Source organism: Thiemannella venezuelensis, from assembly GCF_014203605.1.
In the GTDB taxonomy this organism is placed as follows: domain Bacteria; phylum Actinomycetota; class Actinomycetes; order Streptosporangiales; family Streptosporangiaceae; genus Planomonospora_A; species Planomonospora_A venezuelensis.
The window spans coordinates 379,034-405,766 of sequence record NZ_JACHJJ010000002.1; the positions used below are offsets into that span (position 1 = coordinate 379,034).

Consider the following 26,733-nt stretch of genomic DNA (forward strand, 5'->3'; position numbering starts at 1 on the left):
AAGGCCCCGGGTCCGTGAACCGGACCCGGGGCCTTTTCGTTCGCCAGGCTGTCAGCGCAGCATCTGGGGGCGAACGGTCCACCTCACGGGTCCGTCGCCATACCAAAACCAGAACGCAGTACGCATCGCGGAAATAGTAGCGCACTCTCCCTGCGGCGCCGTACGGCTCCGCGGACCGGTCACCGGCCCCCGGGCGGCGGCGCGCAGCGCCGCCGTGGCCGGGCCTCCACGGGTAGGGCCGCCCGTCCGGCGGAAAACCCGCGGTGGCAGGATTGCCCCGTGCCATCGGGGAATCCGGCGAGAGGAGTGATGGTGGATCAGTCCGAAACCCCGCTGGAGGGGACCCGCCTGCCCCCCGGGCAGTACGTCCCCCGGGGGCAGCCGGTGATCCACTACGGCAGGGTGCCGACGTTCCGGCCGGCTACGTGGGAGTTCCACGTCATGGGAGCGACCGCCACGGGGGAGCAGTACCGGTTCTCCTGGCAGCGCTTCTCCGAACTGCCGCGCACGACGGTCATGGCGGACTTCCACTGCGTCACCAAGTTCTCGATCATGGGTAACGAGTGGTGCGGGGTGTCCGCGGCCACGCTGATGGAGCTGGCGCCGCCCGCGCCCGAGACCCGGCACGTGATGCTCTGGGCCGAGTACGGCTACAGCGCCAACATCAGGATGAGCGACTTCGCCCGCGACGACACCCTGTTCGCGCTGGAGCTGGACGGCAAGCCCATCGCGCCGGAGCGCGGTTTCCCGGTCCGGGCGGTCGTCCCGCACCTGTACGCCTGGAAGAGCGTGAAGTGGGTGCGCGCCGTGGAGTACCTGGTCGAGGACAAGCGCGGTTTCTGGGAGGAGCGCGGCTACCACAACATCGCCGACCCCTGGCGGGAGCAGCGCTACTCCTACCAGGAGGAACCGGGCGAAGGTCCGCCCTGATCGGCGTTCGCCCCTGATCTGAGGGGCGGGTTGGCTACGGTTCTCCGCATGTCGACCAGTGGCTGGGCACTGCTCTGCGTGCTCTGCGCCCTTCTCGGATTCACCCTGTCCCGCAGACGGGCGGAGTCCCTCTGCCGGCCCGCGGGCTGGCAGGACGAGGCCACGTTCGCCACCCTGCACGTCGCGGCCATGGCGGCACCGTCGCTGCGGGCCGGGCTGACGCCGGAGTCCGCGCGCCGGGCCGTACGGCACCTGCGGACGCTGCTGGGCACCGGCGCCGTCGCCCTGACCGGCCCCGGCGGCGTGCTCGCCTGGGACGGCGCGATGGAGTGCCACCGCGACCACGCGGCCGAGCACGCCAGGGCCGCGCTCGCCTCGGGCCGCCCGCAGGTGGTGGCCGGGGAGTCGCTCGCCTGCGGCGGAGCCGGCTGCCCGGCCGGGGGCGCGGTGGTGGTTCCGCTGGAGGTGGACGGGCGGGTGGTCGGCGCGTTGGCCGCCTACGACGCCGAGGTCAGCGCGGTGCTGGTGCGGACCGTCACCGAGGTCGCCCGCTGGGTCTCCGGCCAGCTGGAGCTCGCCGAGCTCGACTCCTCCCGGCGGCGCGCGGTGGAGGCGGAGATGCGGGCGCTGCGCGCGCAGATCTCGCCGCACTTCGTCTACAACTCGCTGACCACCATCGCCTCCTTCGTCCGCACCGACCCGGAGCGGGCCCGCGAGCTGCTGGTGGACTTCGCCGACTTCACCCGCTACGCGCTGCGCCGTGCCCAGGACTTCACCACGCTCGCCGACGAGCTGCACTGCGTGGACCGCTACCTGCTGCTGGAGCGCGCCAGGTTCGGCGACCGGCTGAGTTTCACGGTCAGGGTCGCACCCGAGGTGCTGGCCGTCCCGGTGCCCTTCCTGTGCCTGCAGCCGCTGGTGGAGAACGCCGTCAAGCACGGCCTGGTCCAGCGCGGCGGCTCGGGGGAGGTGCGGGTGGTGATCGAGGACGCCGGGCCCGAGGCGCACATCAGCGTCGAGGACGACGGGCTCGGCATGGAGCCGGCCCACGCCCGGCTGCTGCTCGACGACGGGCCCCGCGAGGGGCGGGGCGAGGGCGGGATCGGCCTGGCCAACGTGGACCGGCGGCTCCGCCAGATCTACGGCGAGGACTACGGCCTGGTCGTGGAGAGCGCGCTCGGCAGCGGGACCCGCGTCCACCTGCGGGTACCGAAACATAGCCCCGCCGGTAGCTCTTTGTAGTCAAATTTCAACCACTCGTCGGCATAGTGCTTGCGCCCGCCGTGGAGCGGGCCCAGCGTGGACGGCATGCTGCGCGTCCTTGCTGTCGACGATGAGGTCCCCGCACTGGAAGAACTGGCCTACCTGCTCCGAGGAGATCCCCGTATCGAGCACGTTCTCACCGCCTCCGACGGCGTCACCGCACTCCATGACATGGTCGGGATGATCGGTGCGGGCGAGCGGCTCGACGGCGTCTTCCTGGACATCAGGATGCCGGGTCTCGACGGGCTGGACCTGGCCCGGCTCGTCGGAGGCTTCCCCAACCCGCCCCGCCTGGTCTTCGTCACCGCACACGAGGACTGCGCCGTGCAGGCGTTCGAGCTGGAGGCGGTGGACTACCTGCTCAAGCCGGTGCGGGCCGACCGGCTGGCGGAGGCCGTACGCCGCCTGGAGGCCGCCATCCCCGCCGCCCCGGCCGCCGAGCCGGAGCCGGAGGACGTCATCCCGGTGGAACTCGGCGGGCGGACCCGCTTCGTCTCCCAGCAGGCGGTCTGGTTCGCCGAGGCCAAGGGCGACTACGTGCGCCTGCACACCGGCGACGGCACCTACCTGATCCGCATGTCGCTGGCGGCGCTGGAGCGGCGCTGGGCCGAGGCGGGGTTCATCCGGGTGCACCGCAGCACCCTGGTGTCCGCACGGCACGTCAGCGAGCTGCGCTTCGACGGGGGCCGGGCGGTGCTGCAGGTGGGCACCGAGACGCTGCCGGTCAGCCGCCGCCACACCCGCCAGGTGCGCGAGCAGCTCGTCCGCCAGTTCCGGGACCGTCCGGCCCCCTCGGGGGCGCAGACATGAGCCGGCGAGGAACGGACGCGCGTCCGCGCACCCCGGAACCGACCGCTCGTCGCGCGCGGGTGACCGCTCGTCGCGCGAACACTCTCCGTACAACGACAACTACCCACCGCTAGTCGCGCCTGCCGGAAACGGCGAGTCACCCGGCGGGCGGCCCCCATAGTGTTCCTGCATCGGAGAGCGGATCCCGCCGCACCAGGGGGGGACGGAGCCGGAAGGCTCGTATGGACCTGGTGGGCGGGGCTCAGGGAGGGCGTCGCGAGCGCCCGCCCGGCTGCCGGGCCTCAACCGGGGGGGTGAGGTCCGGCAGTCTTCCGGACCATCGAACCGGGGGGTCGGGTCCGGCGGTCTCCGGTGCGACGGGACGTCCGCGTAGCCAAGCGGGCCGGACCGTGATCCGGCCACACGGGGGCGGCCGGATCACGAGGACGGGCGCCCCGTCGCACCCGCGGAACCCGGGACGCGGTCCCGGACGGTCGCGGGTCTCCCGGCCGGAGCGGTCTCTCAGGGAGTGCCGCGGAGCTTCTTCAGCAGCTCGATGTCCTCGCGGTGCTTGTCGGCTCCGCCCGGCGTCTCGATGCACAGCGGGATGCCCGCGACCGCCGGATGGCGCATCAGCTCGGCGAAGGCCTGGGCGCCGATGTGGCCCGCGCCGATGTTCTCGTGGCGGTCCTTCCTGGAGTCGCAGACGTCCTTGGAGTCGTTGGCGTGGATCAGCCGGAGCCGGCCCGGGGCGACCGCGTGCAGGGCGTCGAAGGTCTCCCGGACCCCCTCGGGGGTCGACAGGTCGTGACCGGCGGCGAAGGCGTGGCAGGTGTCCAGGCAGACGCCGGCCTTCGGGTGCCAGTCGAGGGCCGCCAGATAGGGCTCGAGGTCCTGGACGGTCGCGCAGAGCATCCCGCCCTGCCCGGCCATCGGCTCCAGCAGCAGGTCCGGGCCGTCGTCGGGGATCTCCTCCAGCAGCGGGAGCAGGCGCTCGTGCAGCTGGCGCAGGGCGTCGTCGCGGGACTGGCTCACCGCCGAGCCGGTGTGCACGACCAGGCCCTTCGCGCCGACGGCCGCGGCGCGCAGCAGGCCGTGCCGTACGGTGGCCACCGACTTCTCCAGCGTGTCGGCGGTGGGGGTGCCGAGGTTGACGAGGTACGGCGCGTGCACGAAGGTCGGCGTGCCCGACTCGCGCAGCCGCTCGTCCTGGACCGGGTCGCCGGCGGCGAGCGCCCAGCCCCGGGGGTTGGTGACGAACACCTGGATCATCTCGGCGCCGATGTCCTCGGCGTAGCGCAGCCCGCCCTTGGCCAGGCCACCGGTGACGGAGACGTGTCCGCCGATGGGGGAGAGAGGAGAAGTCATGGTGCCCCCAGTTTAGGCGCCGCGGCCGACAGCTCGGGGGAACGACCCGGGGAGGGGCGGGGAGCGGTGTGAGTGACGGCCCCGCCCTCCCCGGAGCGATCGCACGGGAACGGCGCGGGCGCGCCGGACCCGGTCGTGTGAGGACGGAGGCAAGAGTAGGCCTCCGGGCCCGCCGGCGGTCAAGCCCGGCGGGGCGGGTTCGTGCGATCGTCCTAACCCAGCCGGAGCGCGAGGAAGAAGTCCACCCGATCCTCCAGCCGCGACAGGTCCCGGCCGGTCAGGTCCTGGATCCGCTGGATCCGGTAGCGCAGCGTGTTGACGTGCACGTGCAGGATCTCCGCGCACTTCGTCCACGACCCCGACACCTGCAGGAACGCCTCCAGCGTGCGGACCAGGTCGGCCCGGTGCACCTGGTCGTAGCCGCGCAGCGGGTCCAGCAGCCGGACCCGGAACATGTGCCGCACGTCGTCGGGGACCGAGGCGAGCAGCAGCACGTGGGTGGCCAGCTCGTCGTGGCCCACGACGGCGTCGGGCTCGGCGCGGCCCTCGGCCATCCGGCGGGCGTAGCGGGCCTCCTCGACGGCGCCGCGCAGCCCGTCTACCGGGGCGATACCGCTGACCCCCACGGTGAGCCTGCCGGAGCCGAGCCCCGGCGCGAGCGCCCGCACCGCCTCGCGCACCCCGGCGGTGATGTCGGTCTCCGGCGCGGGGAGGAGCGCGATGACCTCGTCCGCGGCCACGCCCACCACCGGGGAGGCGCACGAGAGGCTGAGGATCTCCTTGACCACGGCCCGCAGCTCGCCGGGGCGCAGCCCGTCGTGCGCGGCGGCGGCCACCGCCACGAAACCGCGCCCGGGGCCCGGATCGGCGCCGAGGTCGGTCACCAGGCCGGTGACCTGCAGCCGGGGCAGGATGTCGCTGGGCCTGCCCTCGGAGACGACGAGCTGGACCAGCTCCTGGGCGATGCGGCCCTCGGGGCTGAGCCGGTCGTCCAGCCGGGCGCGCTCCAGGGCGACCACCGCCGCCAGCTCCCCGGCCAGCGCCCGCCGCTCCTCCGGCCAGTCCTCGGCGGAGCCCTGGAAGGCCAGGAACCAGTCGGCGACCCGCGGGGTGGTCTGCTCGTCCACCGGGAAGACCGAGTATCTCCCGGCTTCGCCCCGCTCGATCCCGCGCAGCGTGCACGGCATGCGTTTGGCGGTCAGGAAACCGCGGGCCAGCAGCGGGGCGAGGCCCTCGGGCAGCGGGTGCGAGCCCGCCACCACCCGCCCGGCGGGGGTGAGCACCCAGCAGGGCATGCCCAGGTCGTGGCCGAGCAGGCGGAGCACCGGGTCCAGCCCCGCGCCGGCGGTGGCGCCCTCCACGAGCCGGCGGTGCCGGTCCAGCACGGCGGTCATGTCGTAGGCCCTGGCGGTGGAGAGCCGGCGCACGATGTGCTCGGTGACCTCGGCGAACGACAGCGCCTCCGGCACGTGGAACAGCGGCATGCGGTGCCGCCGGCAGGCCTCGGCGAGATCCTCGGGGATCTCGCCCCACCGCGTGTCGCCGGCGCCCAGCGCGGAGACCCCGGCGTTGACCAGGCTGCGCACGAACCGCTCGCTGTCGTCCGGGCTCTGCCGCCAGACCAGCCCGGTCAGCACCAGCTCGCCGCCGCTCAGGTAGCGGCCCGGGTCGAGCAGGTCGGTGGTGACGACCCAGCGGATCGTCCGGTCCAGCTCGTCATGGCCCGTGACCGGTGACAGTCCCAGCTCGGTCATCTCCAAGAGCGCGCTCAGTCGCATGCGGGCCTCCGTCCCTCGGCGGTGAGGGTAACCCAGGGGCGGAGGTACGCAAGCACCGCGCAAGCCCGGAAGACACCGGGGGAGCGGAGAAGACCGGGGAACGGAGAAGACCGGGAGACGGCGCAGAGGCGACCGAGGACGACCCGGCGGCGGCACGGGGACGACACGCGGGCGGCGGAGCCTTGGAGCATGACACGAAAACACGGGGGGAAGCCCTGACCCACTTCGGAGTTCTTGCTGCTGGACCGGGCCGGGCACCGGTGTGTGTACTGCTGCCATGCCGAACGTGAAATCCGCAGCACCGGCTGCGAGGCTGGCCGGCTTCAACGCGCTCGGCCCCGCCGACGCCGAGGCCGAGCTGCTGACGTGCTGCGCGTCCCGGGCCTTCGCCCGCACCGTGGCGGCGCTGCGCCCCTACCGCGACCTCGCCCAGCTGACCGCGGTGGCCGACGCCGCCGTCAACGACCTGGGCTGGTCCGACGTGCAGGAGGCGCTCGCGGCGCATCCCCGCATCGGGGAGCGCGCCGGCGGGACCGGCAGGGAGTCCGCCTGGTCCCGGCAGGAGCAGTCCGGGGTGGACGCGGCGGACCGGGCCGTGCTCGACGGGCTCGCCGAGGGCAACCTCGCCTACGAGGAGCGCTTCGGCCACGTCTACCTCGTCTGCGCCACCGGCCTGTCGGCCGGGGAGATGCTGGCCCGGCTCCGGGAGCGGCTGCAGAACGACGAGGAGACGGAGCACGGGGTGGTCCGCGCGGAACTCGCCAAGATCACCCGGCTGCGCATGGCGAAGCTGCTGGGGGACCAGCCGTGAGCGCGCGGGGAGCGGCCGCGAGGGTGCGGGGGGACCGGTCATGAGCCTGTCCACGCACGTGCTGGACGCCGCGCTCGGCAGGCCCGCGGCGGGCGTCGCCGTACGGCTGGAGAGCGGCGGGACGGTGGTCGCGGAAGGGCGCACCGACGCCGACGGACGGCTCTCGGGCTGGTCGCCGGGGGCGGGCGTCCACCGGCTGGTGTTCGGCACCGGCGACTACTTCGCCGCACGGGGGGTGGCCGCCTTCTACCCGGAGGTGGCCGTCGCCTTCACGATCGACGATCCGGATGAGCACTACCACGTGCCGTTGCTGCTCAGCCCGTTCGCCTATTCGACGTATCGAGGGAGCTAGCACATGACCGTCGTTCTCGGGCCCAACCGCTACGGCAAGGCCGAGACCCGCGTGGTCCGCGTCGTCAGGGACGGCGGAGTCCACAGCATCAAGGACATCAACGTCAGCTCCGCGCTCTCGGGCGACATGGAGGACGTGCACCTGACCGGCGACAACGCCGCGGTGCTGCCGACGGACACGCAGAAGAACACCGCCTACGCCTTCGCCAGGAAGCACGGCGTCGAACAGATCGAGGACTTCGCGCTCCTGCTGGCCCGCCACTACGTGAGCTCCCAGCCCTCCATCCACCACGCCCGCGTGGAGATCGAGGAGTACTTCTGGGACCGGATCCCCGTCTCCGGCGCGCAGGACCGGCGGCACTCCTTCGTCCGCTCCGGCCGCGAGGTCCGCACCTGCGTCGTCCACCACGACCGCGACGGCCGCACCACCGTGGTCTCCGGCCTCAAGGACCTGGTGGTGCTCAACTCGACCGGCTCGGAGTTCCACGGCTACATCACCGACGAGTACACCACCCTGCGGCCGACCACCGACCGCGTCCTCGCCACCGCCGTCTCGGCCCGCTGGCGGCACGTCTCGGCGGACTCCCCCTTCGGGGAGTCCTACGACGAGGTACGGCGCCACCTGCTGGAGGCCTTCGCCGGGACCCACAGCCTCTCCCTGCAGCAGACCCTCTACGCCATGGGGGAACGGGTGCTGGAGAACCGGGGGGAGGTCTGCGAGGTGCGCATGGCGATGCCGAACAAGCACCACTTCCTGGTCGACCTGGAGCCGTTCGGGATGGACAACCCGAACGAGGTCTTCTACGCCGCCGACCGACCCTACGGGCTGATCGAGGGCGCCGTCCTCACCGGCGACGCCCCCGACGCCTGCTTCGCCTGGGAGTGACGACGATGGACTTCCTGCAGCCCACCACGTGGGCCGAGGCGCTGGCCGCCAAGGCGGACCGGCCGGAGGCGGTGCCCGTCCAGGGCGGAACCGACGTGATGGTCGAGCTCAACTTCGACCTGCACCGCCCGGCCGCGCTGCTGGACCTGAACCGGGTCGCCGAGCTGGCCGAGTGGAGTTCCGAGCCGGACGGCCGGCTCCGGGTCGGCGCGGGCGTGCCGTACGTGCGGCTGATCGCCGAGCTCGGCGGCCGGCTGCCCGGTCTCGCGCAGGCCGCGCGCACGGTCGGCTCGCCCCAGATCCGCAACCGGGGCACGGTGGGCGGCAACCTCGGGGCGGCCTCGCCCGCCGGGGACAGCCACCCGCCGCTGCTGGCCGGGGACGCGGTCATCGAGGTCGAGTCCGCCGCCCGCGGCGTGCGGACGATCCCCGCCGCCGAGTTCTACCTCGGCGTCAAGCGCAGCGCGCTGGAGCCGGACGAGCTGATCCGCGCCTTCCGGATGAGCCCGGCCACCGGCCCGCAGTACTTCTCCAAGGTCGGCACCCGCAACGCCATGGTGATCGCGGTCTGCTCCTTCGCGATCGCGCTCCACCCCGGAGAGCGCAGGGTCGGCACCGGCATCGGCTCGGCCGCCCCCACCCCCCGCAGGGCGCGGGCAGCCGAGGAGTTCCTCGCCGCCGAGCTCGACTGGGACGCCCGGCTCGACCCCGCGGTGCTCGCCCGCTTCGGGGAGCTGGCCGCGCAGGCCGCCTCCCCGATCGACGACGTGCGCGGCACCGCCGACTACCGGCGGCACGCCATCGGCGTGATGGCGCGCCGCACCCTGACCTGGGCCTGGAACGAGTTCCGGTCCGGACACTTCGAAAGGAGGGCCGGCTGATGCGCGTCACCTTCACCGTGAACGGGCGCCCGGAGACGGCCGACGACGTGTGGGAGGGCGAGAGCCTCCTGTACGTGCTGCGCGAGCGCGTGGGCCTGCCCGGCTCCAAGAACGCCTGCGAGCAGGGCGAGTGCGGTTCCTGCACCGTCTACCTCGACGGCACCCCGGTCTGCGCCTGCCTGGTCGCGGCCGGCCAGGCCGAGGGCCGCGAGGTCCGCACCGTCGAGGGCCTGGCCGACGGCGACCGGCTCGACCCGGTCCAGGAGGCGTTCGTGGAGTGCGGCGCCGTGCAGTGCGGCTTCTGCACCCCCGGCCTCGTCGTGCAGGCGCACGACCTGATCGAGCGGGTCGCGCAGCCCTCGGACGCCGAGATCCGCGAGGCCCTGGCGGGCAACCTGTGCCGGTGCACCGGCTACGAGAAGATCCTCGACGCGGTACGGCTCGCCGCCGCGCGCAAGGCGGCGTCGTGACCGCCTCCGCGACCGGCGGGGGAGCGCGCTCCCTGCTGATCGAGAACGCCTACATCGCCCCCGTGGCCGGCCCGGAGATCCCCTCCGGCTTCGTCCACGTCGAGGGCGACCGGATCGTGGCGCTCGGGGCCGGTCCTGCCCCGGAGATCCCGGGCGCCACCCGGATCGACGGCACCGGCTGCCTGGCCACCCCCGGCCTGGTCAACACCCACCACCACCTGTACCAGTGGGCCTCCCAGGGCCTCGCCCAGGACGCCACGCTGTTCGAGTGGCTGGTGGCGCTCTACCAGGTGTGGGCGGCCATGGACGCCGAGGTCGTGCGCGGCGCGGCCGGGGCGGGGCTGGGCTTCCTGGCCCTGTCCGGCTGCACCACCTCCTCCGACCACCACTACGTCTTCCCGAAGGGGCGCGGCGACCTGTTCGCCGCGGAGATCGAGGCCGCCCGGGAGCTGGGCATCCGCTTCCACCCGGTGCGCGGCTCGATGGACCGGGGCAGGTCGAAGGGCGGCCTGCCGCCGGACGTGGTGGTGGAGAAGCACGACGAGATCCTCGCCGAGAGCGCCAGGGCCGTGGACGCCTACCACGACCCGTCCTTCTCCTCGAAGCTGCGCGTGGCGATCGGCCCGTGCTCGCCGTTCTCGGTCAGCGCCGAGCTGATGGTCGAGGCCGCCGCGCTGGCCCGCGCCAAGGGCGTGCGCCTGCACACCCACCTGGCCGAGACCCTCGACGAGGAGGAGCACCTGCTCGCGCAGGTCGGCATGCGCCCGGTCGACTACATGGAGAAGCTCGGCTGGCTCGGCCCGGACGTGTGGTTCGCCCACGCCATCCACCTGAGCGACGCCGACATCGACGTCTTCGCGCAGACCGGCACCGGCTCGGCGCACTGCCCCAGCTCCAACGGCCGCCTCGGCGCGGGCATCGCCCGGGTCTCCGAGATGCTGGCCCGGGGCGCGACCGTCGGCCTCGGCGTGGACGGCAACGCCTCCTCCGAGCTGACCACACTCTCCGGGGAGATGCGCCAGGCCATGCTCTTCCAGCGGGCGAAGTACGGCCCCACCGCGCTGACCGCCCGCCAGGCCCTGGAGATGGCCACCCTCGGCGGAGCGAAGAACCTCGGCCGGGACGCCGAGCTCGGCACCCTGGAGCCGGGCAAGCTCGCCGACGTCGCGCTGTGGCGGACCGACGGGGCCTTCGCCTCGGCGATCACCGACCCGGTCGCCACCCTGGTCTTCGCCACCCGCCAGCCGCCGCTGGCCCGCCTGCTGGTGGGCGGCGAGACGGTCGTCGAGGACGACGAGCTGCGCACGGTCTCCCAGGACGAGCTCGGCCGCGCCGGCGGCCGGGCCCACCGCCGCCTGCTGCGCCTGGCCGAGGAACAGGGCTTCACCGCAGCCAAGGAGGTCCACACGTGAGCCGAGAGGGAGGAAGCATGAGCGCCACGCCGGTGCGCGCGCCGCGGGACATCGCGGCCCCCGGGACCGGGGGAGTCGGCGACAGCCCGCTGCGCCCCGACGGGACGCTGAAGGTCAGGGGCGAGTTCGCCTACTCCTCCGACCTGTGGATCGACGGCATGCTCTGGGGCGCGACGCTGCGCAGCCCGCACCCCCGCGCGAAGATCGTCTCCATCGACGTCTCCGAGGCCCTGGCCCATCCCGGTGTGGCGGCCGTGCTCACCCACGAGGACGTCCCGGGCCGCAAGCACTTCGGTCTGGACCACACCTGGGACCAGCCGGTCCTGGCCGCAGGCGAGGTGCGCCACCAGGGCGAGCCGATCGCGCTGGTCGCGGCCGACCACCCGGAGACCGCGCGCCGGGCGATGGAGAAGATCCGGATCGGGTACGAGGTCCTGGAGCCGCTCACCGACGCCCGCCGGGCCGCGTTCGACCCGGCCTACCCGCAGGTCCAGCCGCGCGGCAACCTCGCCCGCCACCAGCCCGTCCGGGTCGGCGACGTCGAGGCCGCCAAGGCCCGCGCCGAGGTGGTCGTCTCCGGCGAGTACCGGGTCGGCATCCAGGACCAGGCGTTCCTCGGGCCGGAGTCCGGCCTGGCCGTGCCTGCCGAGGACGGCGGCGTGGACCTGTACGTGGCCACCCAGTGGATGCACAACGACCTCAAGCAGATCGCCCCCTGCCTGGGCCTGCCCGAGGAGAGGATCCGCATGACGCTCTCGGGCGTCGGCGGGGCCTTCGGCGGGCGCGAGGACCTGTCGATGCAGATCCACGCGGCCATGCTCGCCCTGCACACCGGCAGGCCCGTCAAGATCGTCTACAACCGGTACGAGTCGTTCTTCGGCCACGTGCACCGCCACCCGGCCGAGATGCGCTACGAGTACGGCGCCACGAAGGACGGGAGGATCCTCTACGCCGACGTGGAGATCCTCCTGGACGGCGGCGCCTACACCTCCGCGACGATGAACGTGGTCGGCAACGCCGCCTCGCTGGGCGTGGGGCCGTACGTCATCCCGAACATCAGGATCGACGCCTACGGCGTCTACACCAACAACCCGCCCTGCGGGGCGATGCGCGGCTTCGGCGCGGTGCAGGCGTGCTTCGCCTACGAGTCGATGATGGACAAGCTCGCCGAGGCGTGCGGGCTCGACCCGGTCACCGTGCGGCAGGTCAACGCCGCCTCCCAGGGCAGCGAACTGGCCACCGGCCAGGTGGTCTGGGCCCCGCTGCCGATGGCCGAGATGCTCCAGCAGGCCCGCGAGCTGCCCATGCCGCCGCCGCTGGACGCCTCCGACCTCCGCAACCTGCCCGGCGGCGCCTCGCAGACCACGCACGGCGAGGGCGTGCGGCGCGGTGTCGGGTACGGCGTGGGCCTGAAGAACATCTGCTTCTCCGAGGGCTTCGACGACTACTCCACCGCCCGGGTCCGCCTGGAGGTGATCGGCGGAGAGGCGACCGCGCTGGTGCACACCGCCGCCGCCGAGGTCGGCCAGGGGCTGGTCACACTGGAGGCGCAGATCGCCCGCACCGAGCTGGGCGTCGAGCGGGTCGTCATCCACCCGGCCGACAACCAGGTCGGCGACGCCGGCTCCAGCTCCGCCTCGCGCCAGTCGTACATGACCGGCGGCGCGGTGATGACGGCCTGCCAGGCCGTGCGGGAGGGCGTGTTCGCCCTGGCCGCCGCCAGGCTGGGCCGTACCTACGATGACCTGTCGCTGGCCGGCGGGAAGGTCGTCTCGGCGAGCGCGGGCGTGCTCGCCGCCATCGAAGACGTCCTCGGCGACGCCGTCGTCGAGGAGACCCGCGAGTACCACCACGAGCCGACCACGGGCATGGACCCCGTGACCGGCAGGGGTGACTCGCACACGCAGCTCGCGCTCTGCGTCCACCGGGCCGTGGTGGACGTCGACGTCGAGCTCGGCCTGGTGAAGGTCGTGGAGCTGGCCGCCGTCCAGGACGTCGGCAAGATCCTCAACCGCCTCTCGCTGGAGGGGCAGATCCACGGCGGCACCGCGCAGGGCCTCGGCCTGGCGGTGATGGAGGAGATCGTGGTGGCCGGCGGGAAGGTGCGCAACCCGTCGTTCACCGACTACCTGATCCCCACCATCCTCGACATGCCGCCGATGCGCCTGGAGATCCTGGAGAACGCCGACCCGCGGGCCCCATACGGCCTGCGCGGCGCCGGGGAGCCACCCACGCTCTCCTCCACGCCCGCGATCGTCGCGGCCATCCGCGACGCCACGGGTCTCGCACTCACCCGAGTGCCGGTTCGTCCGGAACACATCACCGGAAGCAGTTGACCAACAGGGGCAGCCCTCACTCGTATCTGAAAACGCACCCTTTGTCAGGATTTATGCTGACTTGCGGCGTTTTAAGGGGTGTCCTGTGCATCCTCGCCTGTGGCGACCGCCGTAGGAGAGAAGGCCCGCAGGACGCCCCCACCCCCCGTGGGTGAACGGGAGAGACCCCACAACCGCACCCCCTCGAACCATGCGGACGACCCCGGCCGGCCACCGGGGTCACTCCGTGGGTCGACTACGCCCTTGGGAGGGCCCGACCATGACCCAGCTGCAGACCCGGCCCTCCGGCGAGGACCCCGAGGCGCCCGGCGCCTCCGGAACCTCCCGGACCTGGATCGACCGTTTCTTCGACCTCACCGGCCGGGGGACGACGGTCGCCAGGGAGGTCCGTGGCGGCATCACCACCTTCGTGGCCGTTGCCTACATCATCCTGCTCATCCCCATCATCCTCAGCGGCGCCAAGGACGTGACCGGCGCCGCGATGACCATCCCCCAGCTCACCACGGCGGTCGCCCTCTCCGCCGCGATCACCACGATCCTGATGGGCCTGGTGGGCAACGCCCCCTTCGCCCTCGCCTCCGGCCTCGGCATCGCCCCCGTGGTGGCCTTCCAGGCCGCTCCGCACATGACGTGGAACCAGGCCATGGGCCTGGTCGTGCTGGAGGGCGCGGTGATCGTGCTCTTCGCGCTCACCGGTATCCGGCAGCTCATCATGGACGCCATCCCCACCCCGCTCAAGCACGCCATCGGCGTCGGCATCGGCATGTTCATCGCGCTCATCGGCCTGGTGGACGCCGGGTTCGTCGGCCGGGGCGAGGGCACCGTGGTGACCCTCGGCACCGGCGGGAGGCTCTCCGGCTGGCCCATCGTGGTCTTCTGCGTCGGCCTGCTGCTGATGTTCGCCCTGTTCGTCCGCCGGATCCCCGGCGCGATCCTGATCGGCATCGTGGCCGCCACGGTGCTGGCCATCGTGATCAACGCGCTGGTGGACGGGGTGAAGTGGCCCGGGGTGGTCACGCCGGAGCTTCCCGAGCGGATCGTCTCCACACCGGACTTCAGCCTGCTGTTCGACGTGGACCTGTTCGGAGGCTTCGGCGCGGCCGGCGTGCTCACCGCCACGGTGGTGCTGTTCACCCTCGTGCTGTCCGGCTTCTTCGACGCGATGGGGACCATCCTCGGCGTCGGCGAGGAGGCCGGGCTCGCCGACGAGCAGGGCCGGATCCAGGGCGTCGGCAGGATCCTGACGATCGACGGCTTCGGTGCCGTCATCGGCGGCGTCACCGGAGGTTCCGCCAACACCATCGTGGTCGAGTCGGCCGCCGGAGTCGGGGAGGGCGCTCGCACCGGCCTCGCCGGCCTGGTGACCGGCGCGCTCTTCGCCGGGGCGATGTTCCTGACCCCGCTGGCGGCCGTCGTGCCCGCCCAGGCCGCGGCCCCCGCCCTGGTCCTGGTCGGCGCGCTGATGATGACCGCGGCCCGCAAGATCGAGTGGGACGACATCGACCTGGCCATTCCGGCCTTCCTCACCATCGCGCTGATGCCCTTCACCTACTCCATCACCAACGGGGTCGGCGCCGGAGTCATCGCCTACACGGTGATCAAGGCCGCCCGCGGCCGGTTCGACCAGATCCACTGGCTCCTCTGGGTGATCAGCGCGATCTTCGTCGGCTACTTCGGCATCGGCGCCATCGAGCAGCTCCTCGGCTGACAGTGCCGCCCGCCGTACGGTGCGCCGTACGGCGGGCGGTCCGTCTCCCGCGACGGCTCTCCTTCGACGACCGGAGGTTCCTCCCATGCGTGAACTCGCCGACGATCTGCTCGGCTGGATCGAGGAGGGACGCGCGTTCGCGGTCGCCTCCGTGATCACGACCAGCGGCAGCGCGCCCCGGCAGCCGGGGGCGGCGCTCGCCGTGGACGACGGGGGCGAGGCCGTCGGCAGCGTCTCCGGCGGCTGCGTGGAGGGCGCGGTCTACGAGCTGTGCCGGGAGGCGATCCGGACCGGGGAACCGGTCAGGCAGACCTTCGGCTACTCCGACGACGACGCCTTCGCCGTGGGCCTGACCTGCGGCGGGATCATCGAGGTGCTCGTCTGGCCGGTCCCGCCCGCCTCGCCCGCCGCCGCCGCGCTCGGCGCGGCCCTGGAGGCGGTGCGGCGGGGCGAACCCGTCGCGATCGTCCGTGTCCTGACGGACGGCACCGGCACGGATCCCGGCCCGGGAACCGGCACAGGGCCGCAGACGCGTACGGGTGCCCGCGCGGACACGGATGTCCTCGCCGTCTTCGAGGACCGGACCCTGGGCGGCCTCGCGGGCGGGCCCGCCACCGGGACCGTCGCGGCCGAGGTGCGGGCCATGCTCGACGCCGGGCTCACCGGCCTGCGCACCCTGGGCTGCGGCGGGGAGGAGGTCACGGTCTTCGCCGAGACCTACGCGCCCCCGCCCCGCCTGCTCGTCTTCGGCGCCGTCGACTTCGCCGCCGCGCTCACCCGCGCCGGCCGCTTCCTGGGCCACCACGTCACCGTCTGCGACGCCCGGCCCGTCTTCGCCACGCCGCGCCGCTTCCCCGACGCCCACGAGGTCGTCGTCGACTGGCCGCACCGCTACCTCGCCCGCACGCGGGTCGACTCCCGGACCGTGGTCTGCGTGCTCACCCACGACGCCAAGTTCGACGTGCCGCTGCTGGAGGCCGCGCTCCGGCTCCCGGTCGCCTACGTGGGGGCGATGGGCTCACGCCGTACCCACGCCGACCGCATGGCCCGCCTGCGCGCGGCCGGGCTGAGCGAGGCGGAGCTGTCGCGGCTGCGCTCGCCCATCGGCCTCGACCTGGGCGCCCGCACCCCGGAGGAGACCGCCCTGTCCATCGCCGCGGAGTTCGTCGCCCTGCGCCGCGGCGGGAGCGGCCTGCCCCTCACGCGGACCTCCGGCCCCATCCACCCGGAGAGCCGGGCCGTGCCGGCCCGGCTCTCCGCGTAGTTGTGCCAACCCACAAAAACCACCAGGTGAACGCCCCGGAAGCTTCGGACTTCCTGCGGCTGGACCGGGAACCGGGACGGCCTGTGTACTGGGTCACACACCCCTGAACGCTCCGCCTGAGCCGGAGCGAGGAGGTACCGCGCTGCCGCCTCCGGCAGACCTACGGGCCCCACCCCACCGGATCGATCCGACCCCGGGAGGAGCCTGCGATGGCCTTGATGTTCCTCAACGGCGGCGCCATGCGTGGCGGGCCGCTGCACCACCTGCTGGAAGGCGCCCCGCTGGTGGCCGAGACCGCCACGGCGCCCAAGTACCGCTTCTACTCGGTGGGCGACCGCTGCCCCGGCCTGGCGCCGGTGGCGCACGGCGGGGCCGCCATCGAGGGGGAGCTCTACGACGTCCCGATGGACGTCCTGCGCGACCGGCTGATGCCCGCCGAACCGCCCGAGCTGGAGCTCGGCGTGATCGAGCTGGCGGACGGCACGTCCTCGTTCGCGATGCTCCTGCGCCGCCCCTGCAGCTCGCACGCCGAGCTGTACGACATCACCGAGTCCGGTGGCTGGAAGGCCTACATGGATATCCAGCCGGATGCCGACGCAGACGCCCGCACAGACGCCCGCACAGATGCCCGCACAGATGCCCGCACAGACAGGGAGAAGACACCGTGACGCGGTTCGACGTCAACGCCTCGATCCTCTTCACCGACCTGCCGCTGCTGGAGCGTCCCGCCGCGGTCAAGGCCGCCGGGTTCGACGGCGTCGAGTTCTGGTGGCCGTTCGCCGAGGCCGTACCGTCCGACAGGGACGCCGACGCCTTCGTCGGCGCGGTCCGGGACGCGGGCGTGCGGCTCGTCGGCCTCAACTTCGCCGACGACATCGCCACCGGCGGGCGCGGTCTCGTCTCCCGTCCCGCCGACAGCGCCCGCTTCCGCGACAACGTCGACGCCGCCGTCGGCATCGCCGGGCGGCTCGGCTGCACGGCGCTCAACGCGCTGTACGGCAACCGCGTGGACGGCCTGGACCCGGCCGAGCAGGACGAGCTGGCCGCCGAGAACCTCGCGTTCGCCGCGCGGGCCGCCGCCGGGATCGGCGCGACGGTGCTGGTGGAGGCGCTCAACGCCTACGAGTCGCCGTCCTACCCGCTGGTCTCCGCCGAGGCCGCGGTCGAGGTGATCGATCGGGTGGGGGAGCCGAACGTGGCGTTCCTGTGCGACCTGTACCACCTGGCCCGGATGGGCGAGGACCTGGACGCGGTGATCGCCGGGTACGCGGGCCGGATCGGCCACGTGCAGATCGCCGACGCGCCCGGCCGGGGCCGCCCCGGCACCGGCGGGCTGGACTTCCCCCACCTGCTGAAGGTGCTCGACGGGCACGGCTACGACGGCTGGATCGGCCTGGAGTACAAGGACGCCGAGCCGGACTTCGGCTGGGTCCGCGAGCTGGACCGGCCGGCATGACGACATCCCCGAACGCACCCGGAATCCCGGACGAACCGGCGAGAGGCCGGACGAGGAGAGCACATTGAGCAGGATCGCATTCATCGGGCTCGGCATCATGGGCTCGCCCATGGCCGGGCACCTGGTCAGGGCCGGACACGAGGTCACCGGCTTCGACCTCGGCGAGGACGCCCTCGCCCGCCTCCGGGCCGCCGGAGGCGCGAGCGCAGGCGGCGTCGCCGAGGCCGTCAAGGGCGCCGAGGTCGTCATCACCATGCTCCCGGCCGACCCGCAGGTCGAGGCCGTCCTCCCGGAGATCCTCGGCAACGCCGAGTCCGGCGCGCTCTACATCGACTTCTCCACCATCACCCCGCAGACCTCGCAGAAGGTCGCCCGCGAGGGCGCGGCCAGGGGGCTGCGCGTGCTGGACGCCCCGGTCTCCGGCGGTGAGAAGGGCGCGATCGACGGCGTCCTGTCCATCATGGTCGGCGGCGCGCCGGAGGACTTCGAGGCCGCGACGCCGGTCTTCGAGGCCATCGGCAGGACCTTCAAGCTGGTCGGCCCCGCAGGCGCCGGGCAGTACGTCAAGGCCGCCAACCAGCTCGTCGTCGGCGGCACCTACGCCCTCGTCGCCGAGGCCATCGTGCTGATGGAGGCGGCCGGCGTGGACGCCGCCGCCGGACTCGACGTGCTCGCCGGCGGCCTGGCCGCCAGCCGCATCCTCGACATCAAGCGCGAGTCGATGCTCGCCCGCGACTTCCGGCCGGGCTTCCGCATCGACCTGCACCACAAGGACATGGGCATCATCCTCGACGCCGCCCGCGGCGCCGAGGTGGCCATCCCCATGGGCGCTCTCACCGCCCAGCTCATCGCCGCCGCGCGCGCCCAGGGCCACGGCGGCCTCGACCACTCCGCACTCCTCAAGGTCACCGAGAGCCTCTCGGGAAGGGACAGCTGATGGCCAGGATCCCCGCGATGAACGCGGTCGTCGAAGTCCTCAAGTCCGAGGGCGTCGACACGGCGTTCGGCTGCCCCGGCGCGGCCATCCTCCCCCTGTACAAGGCGATGGAGGAGGTCGGCGGCATCGAGCACCTGACCGTCCGCCACGAGGAGGGCGCCACCCACATGGCCGACGGCTGGGCCCGCACCAACGGCGGGGTCGGCGTCGCGATCGGCACCTCCGGCCCGGCCGGCACCAACATGATCACGGGCCTGTACACCGCGCTTGCGGACTCGATCCCGATCGTCTGCATCACCGGCCAGGCGGCCACCGCCCTGCTCGACAAGGAGGGCTTCCAGGCGGTCGACATCGTGGAGATCGCCAAGCCCGTCACCAAGTGGGCCGTGCAGATCAAGGAGGCGGCCACCGCCCCCTGGATCTTCCGCGAGGCGTTCCGGGTCGCCCGGTCCGGCCGACCCGGCCCGGTCCTCATCGACATCCCGGTGGACGTGGCCAAGGGGATCATCGAGTACGACCCCGCGCTGGACTCCCCGCTCCCGGTCGCGGCCGTCGAGCCGCACCGGCCGCGCGTCGAGAAGGCCCTGGACCTGCTGCTGGCCGCCGAGCGGCCGCTGATCCTCGCCGGCGGCGGCGTGATCATCGCCGAGGCCGCCGGCGAGCTGCGCGAGCTGGCCGAGTACCTGAACGTCCCGGTCCAGGTCACCCTGATGGGCAAGGGCGCCATCGACGAGGACCACGGCCTGTTCTGCGGCATCACCGGCGTGCAGACCTCGCAGCGGTACGGCAACGCCTCCTTCCTGGAGTCCGACCTGGTGCTGGCCGTGGGCGCGCGCTTCGGCGACCGGCACACCGGCCGGCTCGACGTCTACCGGGGTGAGCGGAAGTTCGTCCACGTCGACATCGAGCCGACCCAGATCGGCAGGGTCTTCGAGCCGGACCTCGGCGTCGTCTCCGACGCCAGGCTGTTCCTGCAGGCCCTGCTCGAGGTCGCCAAGGAGCGCGAGGCGGGCCGCGGGCCCGGCGCGTGGGTCGGCCGGGTCCGGCACCTCAAGGCGACCCTGGGCCGCCGCGAGGACTTCGACACGGTCCCGATCAAGGCCCCCCGGGTCTACAAGGAGATCAACGAGGTCTTCGACGAGGACACCTACTTCGTCACCGCGATCGGCCTCTACCAGATCTGGGGCGGCCAGCACCAGAAGGCGTACAAGCCGCGCCGCTACCAGATCTGCGGCCAGGCCGGCCCGCTGGGCTGGGAGATCCCGGCGGCGATCGGCGTCAAGAAGGCGCTCAAGAACACCGAGCCGGACGCCGAGGTCGTGGGCATCGTCGGCGACTACGGCTTCCAGTACATGGTGGAGGAGCTCGCGGTCGGCGCCCAGTACAACGTGCCGTTCGTGCTCATCATGATCAACAACGAGTATCTGGGCCTCATCCGCCAGGCCTCGATCCCGTACGACATGAACTACCAGGTGGACATCCACTACGACGAGTACGGCACCGACAACGTCAAGATCATGGAGGCGTACGGCTGCTCCGGCCGCCGGGTCGTCGACCCCGCCGACATCCGCGACGCGCTCGAATGGGCGCGCAAGGAGGCCCGCGCGACCAGCCGCCCGGTGCTCGTCGAGATCATGATCGAGCGCGAGGCGAACACCCCGCACGGCCCCGCGATCGACGCCGTCAGGGAGTTCGAGCCCGTCCCCGCACAAGTGTGATGATGGATCGCCATCACACAGGGCGCCGGCACGCGCCCCTGCCCGCTCGCACCGGGCAGGGGCGCGTGTCCGCCCATTCTCCATCAGGGAGCAGGGTTGTCTGTTTCACGCGATCTCATGCCGACTTCTGAGACCGTTGATCCGTCGTCCGGGCACGTCGTCATCGCCCCGGACAAGTTCAAGGGATCGCTGACCGCCGCCGAGGTCGCCGCCCGCGTCGCGGCAGGCCTCGGGCCCGGGGTCACCACCGCCGCGCTGCCGGTCGCCGACGGCGGCGACGGCACCGTGGCGGCAGTCGTCGCCTGCGGGTTCGATCCCGTCGAGGTCGAGGTCACCGGTCCCGTCGGCGAACCGGTCCGCGCCGTCTACGCCTGGCGCGACGCCGTACCGGGAGCCGCGGGGACCGGAGCGGCGGACGTGCCGACCGCCGTCGTCGAGCTCGCCGAGGCATCCGGCCTGCGCCTCATGCCCGCGGAGCTCGCCCCGCTCACCGCGACCAGCCGGGGGACCGGCGAGCTGATCGCGCACGCCGTACGGCGCGGCGCCCGGCGCGTCGTCCTCGGCCTGGGCGGCAGCGCCTCCACCGACGGCGGCGCCGGGATGATGCAGGCCCTGGGCGTGCGCTTCCTCGACGCCGAGGGCCGCGAGCTCCCGCCCGGAGGGGCCGCCCTGCGCGCGCTCGACGAGATCGACACCTCCGGGCTCCTGGAGATCGGGGACGTCGAGTTCGTCGTCGCCAGCGACGTGGACAACCCGCTGCTCGGGCCGTACGGCGCCGCCGCCGTCTACGGCCCGCAGAAGGGCGCCTCGCCCGAGGACGTGACGCTGCTCGACGGCGCGCTCGCCCGCCTGGCCGCCGTCGCCGCGCACACCCACGGCCTGGTCGGCGCCATCGAGCACGACGACGTCGTGCGCCCCATGGGCGTGGCCGGACAGCCCGGGGCCGGGGCCGCCGGGGGAGTGGGCTTCGCCGCCCTCGCCTTCCTGCGGGCCGAGATCCGCCCCGGCATCGAGTACCTGCTCGACCTGCTGGGCTTCGGGGAACTGCTCGGCGGAGCCCGCCTGGTGATCACCGGTGAGGGCTCCCTGGACGAGCAGACCCTCCGCGGCAAGGCCCCCGCCGGGGTCGCCGCCGCGGCGGCCAGGGCCGGGGTGCCCGTCGTCGCGGTCTGCGGCCGCCGCACCCTCGGCGACGACGAGCTGCGGGCGGCGGGCATCGAGGCCGCCTACGCGCTCACCGACATCGAGCCCGACACCGCCCGCTGCATCGCCGAGGCCGGCCCGCTGCTCGAACGCCTCGCCGCCGGACTCGCGGCCGACCGGCTCGCGGCGGGGTCGTAGGGAAACCGAAGGAGCACCACATGCACGATCTGGTCATCACCTCCCGCAGGGCCGTACTGCCCGAGGGGGAGAGGCCCGCGGCGGTCGCCGTACGGGACGGGAGGATCGCCGGGATCCACGCGCCGGACGCGGCCCCCGAGGCCGCCGAGCGCGTCGACCTCGGCGACGTCGCGCTGCTGCCCGGGCTCGTGGACAGCCACGTCCACGTCAACGAGCCCGGCCGCACCCACTGGGAGGGCTTCGCCTCCGCCACCCGGGCCGCCGCCGCGGGCGGGGTGACCACGATCGTCGACATGCCGCTCAACTCGCTGCCGCCGACGGTGGACGTGCCCGCGCTGGAGGTCAAGCGGGCCGCGGCGGCCGGCCGGTGCGCGGTCGACGTCGCCTTCTGGGGCGGCGCGGTCCCGGGCAACCTCAAGGACCTGCGGGCCCTGCACGAGGCGGGCGTCCGCGGGTTCAAGTGCTTCCTGTCCCCGTCGGGGGTGGACGAGTTCCCGCCCCTCGGCGTCGAGGAACTTCGGGCGGTCATGGCCGAGATCGCCTCCTTCGACGGCCTGCTGATCGTCCACGCCGAGGACCCCGAGCTGCTCGCCGACCCCGCCGGTCCGGGTTACGCCGAGTTCCTCGGCTCCCGGCCCGGCGAGTCCGAGCGGCGCGCCGTCGAACGGGTCATCGCGCTGGCCCGGCAGACCGGCGTGCGGGCGCACATCCTGCACGTGTCGTCCGCGCTCTGCCTGGAGCCGCTGGCCGAGGCCCGGCGCGACGGCGTGCGGATCACCGCGGAGACCTGCCCGCACTACCTCACGCTGGCCGCGGAGGAGGTGCCGGAGGGCGCCACCCAGTTCAAGTGCTGCCCGCCGATCCGCGAGGAGGCCAACCGCGACGGGCTCTGGAAGGGGCTGGCCGACGGCGTGCTCGACTGCGTCGTCTCCGACCACTCCCCGTCCACCCCGGACCTGAAGGTGCCCGACTTCGCCGCCGCCTGGGGCGGGATCTCCTCCCTCCAGCTCGGCCTGTCCGCGGTGTGGACCGAGGCGTCCTGGCGCGGGCACGGCCTGGGCGACGTGGTGCGCTGGATGTCCGCGGCCCCGGCGGTCCTGGCCGGGCTGGACGGCAGGAGGGGTACCGCCGGGACGGCGGGCGTGGGCGTCGCCGCCGGACCGACCGGTAAGGAGGCCGCCGCCGGACCCGGCGGCAAGGGGAGCATCGTCGTGGGCAACGACGCCGACCTGGTCGCCTTCGACCCCGGCGCGGCCCAGACCGTGGACGCCGCCGCCCTGCACCACCGCAACCCGGTCACGCCGTACCACGGCAGGACGCTCTCCGGCGTGGTGCGCACCACCTGGCTGCGCGGCCGGGCCGTACGGGACGACGCCCCGCACGGCACCCTGCTCTGACCGGCCCGGACACCGCCGGACCCTCCGTGTGCGAGGCCGGTTCCGCGGACCAGACCGCTTCCGCGTGCGGGGACCGTACCCGCGAATAACCTCACGCCTACCCAGAAAGGCTCTCCGATGAGCGAGTTCACCCGCCTGCCCGACCTGGCCCTGCGCACCCTCGGCGGGTCCGTCGTCGCGGCCAACGACGAGTCCTTCGCCGAGAAGGAGAGCCTGATCCGCCCCGGCCGCCCCGGCTTCCAGGCGGAGACCTTCGGCGCCAAGGGCCAGGTCTACGACGGCTGGGAGACCCGCCGCCGCCGCGAGCCCGGCCACGACTGGGCTCTGGTCCGGCTCGGCCTGCCCGGCGTGATCCGCGGCGTCGTGATCGACACCGCGTGGTTCAAGGGCAACTACCCGCCGCACGCCTCCGTCGAGGCGGCCGCGGTCGAGGGCTACCCGACGCCCGCCGAGCTCCAGGCCGCCGAGTGGACGGAGATCGTCCCCAAGAGCGACCTCAAGGGCGACGCCGAGCACTTCTTCGAGGTCGCCGACGGACGCCGCTACACGCACGTCCGGCTGAACATGTTCCCCGACGGGGGCATCGCCCGGCTGCGCGTGCACGGCGAGGTCCGCCCCGACCTGTCGCTCCGCGACGGCCTCGGCCTCGACCTGGCCGCCCTGGAGAACGGCGCGCTCGTCACCGGCTGCTCCGACGAGTTCTACTCCTCGCCCAACAACGTCATCGCCCCGGGCCTGGCCCGCCACCAGGCCGAGGGCTGGGAGACCGCGCGCCGCCGCGACGGCGGCAACGACTGGCTGACCATCCGCCTGGCCGGCACGGGCGTCGTCAGACTCGCCGAGATCGACACCACCAACCTGCTGTTCAACGCCCCCGGCGAGGTCTCCCTCACCGGCGTCGACGCCGCCGGGGAGGAGTTCGAGCTGCTGCCCAGGACCCGCCTGCAGCCCGACACCCCGCACCGCTTCCGCATCGGGAACCCCCGCCCCGCCACCCACGTCCGGGTCGACATCCACCCCGACGGCGGCCTGGCCCGCGTCCGCCTGCACGGGCTCCTCGACAAGGACGGGAACCCGGGCCACCGCTCATCGGGGGCGTGATCCTCGCGAGAGGCCGCCGGGGCGATCCCGGCGGGCCGGTTCCGCGAGAGATCGGTTCCGTAAGGGATCGGTAAGGACGGTGGCGTGAACTTTTCCGCGGGTTCCGGCATAACGTGATCAAGCAGGCGGGCCCGCCTTCTCGTTGTCCGGCTTCAGTGGATGCAGAAGGAGTCATACCAACAATGCGTCACCGTCGAAGTGCAGTACGCGTCCTGGTGAGCGCCGTGATCGCCTTACCGCTGGGAACGGCGGCCGCCGCGCCCGCAGCGGCTCAGGAGGGGTGCCCTCCCGTCACCGACCGGTGGGAGCTCGTCGACCTCGGCTTCACCGGCGAGGTCGCGGACATCAACGACTCCGGTCAGATCGTCGGCACGCTGCGCGGAGGGGAGAACGACAGGAGGGCCTTCGTCTGGCAGGACGGGCGGCTCACCGTGCTCAGCACGCTGGGCGGTTTCCTCGGGAGCAGCGCGACCGGTATCGACGACGAGGGGCGGATCACCGGGTACTCGGAGTCCAGCGCCGATCAGAAGATCCACGCCGTGCTGTGGGAGAACGGCCGGCTGCGGGACCTCGGCGCGCTCGGCGGTCGCGCCGCCTTCCCCGAGGAGATCGAGCACGGTGTCGTCGTCGGTCAGGTGAGCGTCGACGGCGCCCCGCGCGGAAAGGACGCGAGAGCCTTCATGTGGCGGGACGGGCGGACGACCCGGCTCGGCGTCGTTCCCGGCAGCCGGGCCGTGGCCGTGAACGGCGCCGGGCAGGTGGCCGGTGTGCACCGGATCGCGGCCGGGTTCCCCTCGCCGTACGAACGCACCGACCACGCCTTCGTGTGGCAGAACGGCGTCACCCGTGACCTGGGGACCCTGGGCGGCAACTGGAGCACGGTCAGCGCGATCAACGACCGCGGCCAGGTCCTCGGAGATTCGGCCCTCGGCTCCGACGGCGTCCACAAACGGGCGTTCGTCTGGAGCGCCGAGACGGGGATGGAGCCGGTCCGGGAGGACGGCGGCACCGCCCTCCCCCGGGACATCAACAACGACGGCGTCATCGTCGGCCAGTACGGCTGCGACGCCTCGCCCTACGGCCCGGCCCACCCCGCCGTCTGGGCCGACGCCGACGCCTCGCCGCTCCTGCTGCCGGCCCCGTCCGAGTGGCCGAGCTACTACGCCACGGACATGAACGACCGGGGCGAGATCGTCGGAGGCTCCCACGACGGGGTCGGTTACCCCCGCCCGGCCCTCTGGCGCCCCAAGCCGGCCGGCTGACCGGTCCGGCCGGCGGATGGAGAGCACCGGCGGCGGGAACACCGCGCTCGCACCGGCGGTCCCGCCGCCGGCGTTCCCGGGGGAACGAGGGGATCGCGTGCCGCGGCGCCGCGGGGCTCCACGCGGTCCCCGCCGAGCGGGGATCCGGCGGCGATCCGGTGCCTCAGAGCGTGATGACGACCTTCCCCGGGGCGCGGCCCGTCTCCTGGTACCTGACGGCCGCCGGGATCTCCGCGAACGGGTAGCTCCGGTCGATGACCGGAGTGACCTTCCCGTCCTCGATGAGCCCGGTCAGCGTCATCAGGTTCTGCTTGTTCTCCGTGCACCGGACCACGTCCGCCATGACGATCCTCTGGGACACGAACGGCGACGCCACGAGGCTGGAGAAGATGCGGCCGACGGGGCTCAGCCATCGGCCGCCCGGCCCTCCGACGATGACGTGGGCTCCCTTGGGGGTCAGCACCCGCCGGCATGCCGATCCCGGGCGGCTCCCCGCGTTGTCCAGCAGGATGTCGTAGCGCCGCCCGCTCCGGGTGAAGTCCTCTTTCGTGTAGTCGATGACCTCGTCCGCGCCGAGCGACCGCACCAGGTCCGCGTTCCGCGTGCTGCAGACGCCGGTGACCTCCGCGCCGAACGCCTTGGCGATCTGCACGGCGAACGTGCCCACGCCTCCCGAGGCCCCGTTGATCAGGACCTTCTGGCCCGGCTGGAGCCGTCCGTCGTCGCGCAGGCCCAGCAGGGCGGTGCAGGCCGCCAGCGGCACCGCCGCCGCCTGCTCGTACGACAGGCTCTCCGGTTTCGGCGCCAGTTCGCTCTCCCGGACGCACACGTACTCGGCGAAGCCGCCCTGCTTGGGCATCGCGAACACCTCGTCGCCGGGGCGGAAGCCCGTCACGTTCCTGCCGACCGCCTCGACCTGTCCCGCCACGTCGGCGCCGAGGATGCCGATCTTCGGCTTGCGCAGCCCGGGACCGCCGCCCATCAGGCGCGCGACGTACGGCTCCCCTCTGATGAGGTGCCAGTCGTAGGGCTGGACGGAGGTGGCGCGCACCCGGACCAGCACCTCGTCGTCGCCGGGCACGGGCTCGTCGATGTCGGTGAGCTCCAGGGTGTCGGGTGAGCCGTACGAGCGCAGGACGAACGCCTTCATCGGATTCTCCTCGTCGATCACGGGCGCGGCCGTCGGTCGTGGTGCGGGTCCATCGGGGACCGCGGTGACGGGCGTGTCCCGAGCCATCGGAGAGCAGCGTAAAAAACCGGCGCGCAAGACTCAT

General features: G+C 73.1%; 23 protein-coding genes. 20 read left to right on the forward strand and 3 right to left on the reverse strand.

What is annotated here, in order from left to right; genetic code table 11:
• Positions 1–309 precede the first annotated feature (309 nt).
• The 3 genes from FHS22_RS05280 (at position 310) to FHS22_RS05290 (ending at position 3,003) form a co-directional block, all read left to right on the forward strand.
• Positions 310–930 (forward strand): molybdopterin-dependent oxidoreductase, encoded by a 621-nt coding sequence (locus tag FHS22_RS05280; protein WP_184938940.1) that lies wholly within the window; start codon positions 310–312, stop codon positions 928–930.
• A 48-nt stretch (positions 931–978) separates the two neighbouring features.
• Positions 979–2,172: a sensor histidine kinase gene (locus tag FHS22_RS05285; RefSeq protein WP_184938942.1), complete on the forward strand. Its 1,194-nt coding sequence runs from the start codon at positions 979–981 to the stop codon at positions 2,170–2,172.
• A 66-nt stretch (positions 2,173–2,238) separates the two neighbouring features.
• Entirely contained in the window at positions 2,239–3,003 is a 765-nt protein-coding gene (locus FHS22_RS05290) for a LytR/AlgR family response regulator transcription factor (RefSeq protein ID WP_184938944.1), read from the forward strand.
• A 501-nt stretch (positions 3,004–3,504) separates the two neighbouring features.
• Here the strand turns inward: FHS22_RS05290 and FHS22_RS05295 are convergent.
• Together FHS22_RS05295 and FHS22_RS05300 are read right to left on the reverse strand one after the other, a co-directional pair.
• Positions 3,505–4,350 carry a deoxyribonuclease IV gene (locus FHS22_RS05295; protein ID WP_184938946.1) on the reverse strand — a complete coding sequence of 282 codons (846 nt, stop codon included), beginning with the start codon at positions 4,348–4,350 and terminating at the stop codon, positions 3,505–3,507.
• A gap of 212 nt (positions 4,351–4,562) precedes the next feature.
• On the reverse strand, positions 4,563–6,128 hold the full coding sequence (locus FHS22_RS05300) for a PucR family transcriptional regulator (RefSeq protein WP_184938948.1): 1,566 nt from the start codon (positions 6,126–6,128) through the stop codon (positions 4,563–4,565).
• A gap of 277 nt (positions 6,129–6,405) precedes the next feature.
• On the opposite strand from FHS22_RS05300, the gene uraD reads away from it, so the two are divergent.
• From uraD to FHS22_RS05385, 17 genes are all read left to right on the forward strand, one after another.
• A complete protein-coding gene (gene uraD, locus FHS22_RS05305) occupies positions 6,406–6,939 on the forward strand; it encodes a 2-oxo-4-hydroxy-4-carboxy-5-ureidoimidazoline decarboxylase (RefSeq protein WP_184938950.1) in 534 nt (177 codons plus the stop codon).
• A gap of 40 nt (positions 6,940–6,979) precedes the next feature.
• The gene (gene uraH / locus FHS22_RS05310) at positions 6,980–7,291 is read left to right on the forward strand and encodes a hydroxyisourate hydrolase (protein ID WP_184938951.1); all 312 of its coding nucleotides are present in this window, start codon (positions 6,980–6,982) and stop codon (positions 7,289–7,291) included.
• 3 nt (positions 7,292–7,294) lie between these two features.
• Positions 7,295–8,176 carry a factor-independent urate hydroxylase gene (gene pucL / locus FHS22_RS05315; RefSeq protein ID WP_184938952.1) on the forward strand — a complete coding sequence of 294 codons (882 nt, stop codon included), beginning with the start codon at positions 7,295–7,297 and terminating at the stop codon, positions 8,174–8,176.
• Positions 8,177–8,181: 5 nt separating this feature from the next.
• On the forward strand, positions 8,182–9,057 hold the full coding sequence (locus FHS22_RS05320) for an FAD binding domain-containing protein (protein ID WP_184938953.1): 876 nt from the start codon (positions 8,182–8,184) through the stop codon (positions 9,055–9,057).
• Complete coding sequence (locus FHS22_RS05325; protein ID WP_184938954.1) at positions 9,057–9,527, forward strand: (2Fe-2S)-binding protein; 471 nt, start codon at positions 9,057–9,059, stop codon at positions 9,525–9,527. Before FHS22_RS05320 ends, FHS22_RS05325 begins: the two co-directional genes overlap by 1 nt.
• Positions 9,524–10,939 carry an 8-oxoguanine deaminase gene (locus FHS22_RS05330; protein WP_338047605.1) on the forward strand — a complete coding sequence of 472 codons (1,416 nt, stop codon included), beginning with the start codon at positions 9,524–9,526 and terminating at the stop codon, positions 10,937–10,939. The genes FHS22_RS05325 and FHS22_RS05330 overlap by 4 nt, the downstream gene beginning before the upstream one ends.
• Before the next feature lie 17 nt (positions 10,940–10,956).
• Positions 10,957–13,275: a xanthine dehydrogenase subunit D gene (pucD, locus tag FHS22_RS05335; protein WP_184938955.1), complete on the forward strand. Its 2,319-nt coding sequence runs from the start codon at positions 10,957–10,959 to the stop codon at positions 13,273–13,275.
• A gap of 259 nt (positions 13,276–13,534) precedes the next feature.
• The gene (locus FHS22_RS05340; RefSeq protein ID WP_184938956.1) at positions 13,535–14,983 is read left to right on the forward strand and encodes an NCS2 family permease; all 1,449 of its coding nucleotides are present in this window, start codon (positions 13,535–13,537) and stop codon (positions 14,981–14,983) included.
• 85 nt (positions 14,984–15,068) lie between these two features.
• Entirely contained in the window at positions 15,069–16,247 is a 1,179-nt protein-coding gene (locus tag FHS22_RS05345) for an XdhC family protein (protein ID WP_184938957.1), read from the forward strand.
• Between the two features lie 209 nt (positions 16,248–16,456).
• The gene (locus FHS22_RS05350; protein ID WP_184938958.1) at positions 16,457–16,915 is read left to right on the forward strand and encodes an allophanate hydrolase-related protein; all 459 of its coding nucleotides are present in this window, start codon (positions 16,457–16,459) and stop codon (positions 16,913–16,915) included.
• Positions 16,912–17,703, forward strand: coding sequence for a hydroxypyruvate isomerase family protein (locus FHS22_RS05355; RefSeq protein ID WP_184938959.1), 792 nt, complete (start codon positions 16,912–16,914; stop codon positions 17,701–17,703). Before FHS22_RS05350 ends, FHS22_RS05355 begins: the two co-directional genes overlap by 4 nt.
• Positions 17,704–17,767: 64 nt before the next feature.
• On the forward strand, positions 17,768–18,640 hold the full coding sequence (locus FHS22_RS05360; RefSeq protein WP_184938960.1) for a 2-hydroxy-3-oxopropionate reductase: 873 nt from the start codon (positions 17,768–17,770) through the stop codon (positions 18,638–18,640).
• Positions 18,640–20,358 (forward strand): glyoxylate carboligase, encoded by a 1,719-nt coding sequence (gene gcl / locus FHS22_RS05365; RefSeq protein ID WP_184938961.1) that lies wholly within the window; start codon positions 18,640–18,642, stop codon positions 20,356–20,358. The genes FHS22_RS05360 and gcl overlap by 1 nt, the downstream gene beginning before the upstream one ends.
• A 117-nt stretch (positions 20,359–20,475) precedes the next feature.
• Positions 20,476–21,699 carry a glycerate kinase gene (locus FHS22_RS05370; RefSeq protein WP_184938962.1) on the forward strand — a complete coding sequence of 408 codons (1,224 nt, stop codon included), beginning with the start codon at positions 20,476–20,478 and terminating at the stop codon, positions 21,697–21,699.
• A 20-nt stretch (positions 21,700–21,719) separates the two neighbouring features.
• Positions 21,720–23,096 (forward strand): allantoinase AllB, encoded by a 1,377-nt coding sequence (gene allB / locus FHS22_RS05375; protein WP_184938963.1) that lies wholly within the window; start codon positions 21,720–21,722, stop codon positions 23,094–23,096.
• 117 nt (positions 23,097–23,213) lie between these two features.
• Positions 23,214–24,197, forward strand: a complete 984-nt coding sequence (alc, locus tag FHS22_RS05380) for an allantoicase (protein ID WP_184938964.1) — start codon at positions 23,214–23,216, stop codon at positions 24,195–24,197.
• A gap of 224 nt (positions 24,198–24,421) precedes the next feature.
• Entirely contained in the window at positions 24,422–25,459 is a 1,038-nt protein-coding gene (locus FHS22_RS05385; RefSeq protein WP_184938965.1) for a hypothetical protein, read from the forward strand.
• A 163-nt stretch (positions 25,460–25,622) separates the two neighbouring features.
• On the opposite strand, the gene FHS22_RS05390 is transcribed toward FHS22_RS05385, so the two are convergent.
• Positions 25,623–26,609 carry an NAD(P)-dependent alcohol dehydrogenase gene (locus FHS22_RS05390; protein ID WP_184938966.1) on the reverse strand — a complete coding sequence of 329 codons (987 nt, stop codon included), beginning with the start codon at positions 26,607–26,609 and terminating at the stop codon, positions 25,623–25,625.
• Between the last annotated feature and the right edge of the window lie 124 nt (positions 26,610–26,733).

Excerpts from the sequence above, each read along its gene's own strand:
- uraD (WP_184938950.1), top strand. The coding sequence starts at position 6,406 with ATGCCGAACGTGAAATCCGCAGCACCGGCTGCGAGGCTGGCCGGCTTC.
- FHS22_RS05290 (WP_184938944.1), top strand. The coding sequence starts at position 2,239 with ATGCTGCGCGTCCTTGCTGTCGACGATGAGGTCCCCGCACTGGAAGAA.
- gcl (WP_184938961.1), top strand. The coding sequence starts at position 18,640 with ATGGCCAGGATCCCCGCGATGAACGCGGTCGTCGAAGTCCTCAAGTCC.
- pucL (WP_184938952.1), top strand. The coding sequence starts at position 7,295 with ATGACCGTCGTTCTCGGGCCCAACCGCTACGGCAAGGCCGAGACCCGC.
- FHS22_RS05300 (WP_184938948.1), bottom strand. The coding sequence starts at position 6,128 with ATGCGACTGAGCGCGCTCTTGGAGATGACCGAGCTGGGACTGTCACCG.
- FHS22_RS05325 (WP_184938954.1), top strand. The coding sequence starts at position 9,057 with ATGCGCGTCACCTTCACCGTGAACGGGCGCCCGGAGACGGCCGACGAC.
- allB (WP_184938963.1), top strand. The coding sequence starts at position 21,720 with ATGCACGATCTGGTCATCACCTCCCGCAGGGCCGTACTGCCCGAGGGG.
- pucD (WP_184938955.1), top strand. The coding sequence starts at position 10,957 with ATGAGCGCCACGCCGGTGCGCGCGCCGCGGGACATCGCGGCCCCCGGG.
- FHS22_RS05320 (WP_184938953.1), top strand. The coding sequence starts at position 8,182 with ATGGACTTCCTGCAGCCCACCACGTGGGCCGAGGCGCTGGCCGCCAAG.
- FHS22_RS05350 (WP_184938958.1), top strand. The coding sequence starts at position 16,457 with ATGGCCTTGATGTTCCTCAACGGCGGCGCCATGCGTGGCGGGCCGCTG.
- FHS22_RS05370 (WP_184938962.1), top strand. The coding sequence starts at position 20,476 with ATGCCGACTTCTGAGACCGTTGATCCGTCGTCCGGGCACGTCGTCATC.
- FHS22_RS05345 (WP_184938957.1), top strand. The coding sequence starts at position 15,069 with ATGCGTGAACTCGCCGACGATCTGCTCGGCTGGATCGAGGAGGGACGC.
- FHS22_RS05295 (WP_184938946.1), bottom strand. The coding sequence starts at position 4,350 with ATGACTTCTCCTCTCTCCCCCATCGGCGGACACGTCTCCGTCACCGGT.
- FHS22_RS05285 (WP_184938942.1), top strand. The coding sequence starts at position 979 with ATGTCGACCAGTGGCTGGGCACTGCTCTGCGTGCTCTGCGCCCTTCTC.
- FHS22_RS05340 (WP_184938956.1), top strand. The coding sequence starts at position 13,535 with ATGACCCAGCTGCAGACCCGGCCCTCCGGCGAGGACCCCGAGGCGCCC.
- alc (WP_184938964.1), top strand. The coding sequence starts at position 23,214 with ATGAGCGAGTTCACCCGCCTGCCCGACCTGGCCCTGCGCACCCTCGGC.
- FHS22_RS05390 (WP_184938966.1), bottom strand. The coding sequence starts at position 26,609 with ATGAAGGCGTTCGTCCTGCGCTCGTACGGCTCACCCGACACCCTGGAG.
- uraH (WP_184938951.1), top strand. The coding sequence starts at position 6,980 with ATGAGCCTGTCCACGCACGTGCTGGACGCCGCGCTCGGCAGGCCCGCG.
- FHS22_RS05280 (WP_184938940.1), top strand. The coding sequence starts at position 310 with ATGGTGGATCAGTCCGAAACCCCGCTGGAGGGGACCCGCCTGCCCCCC.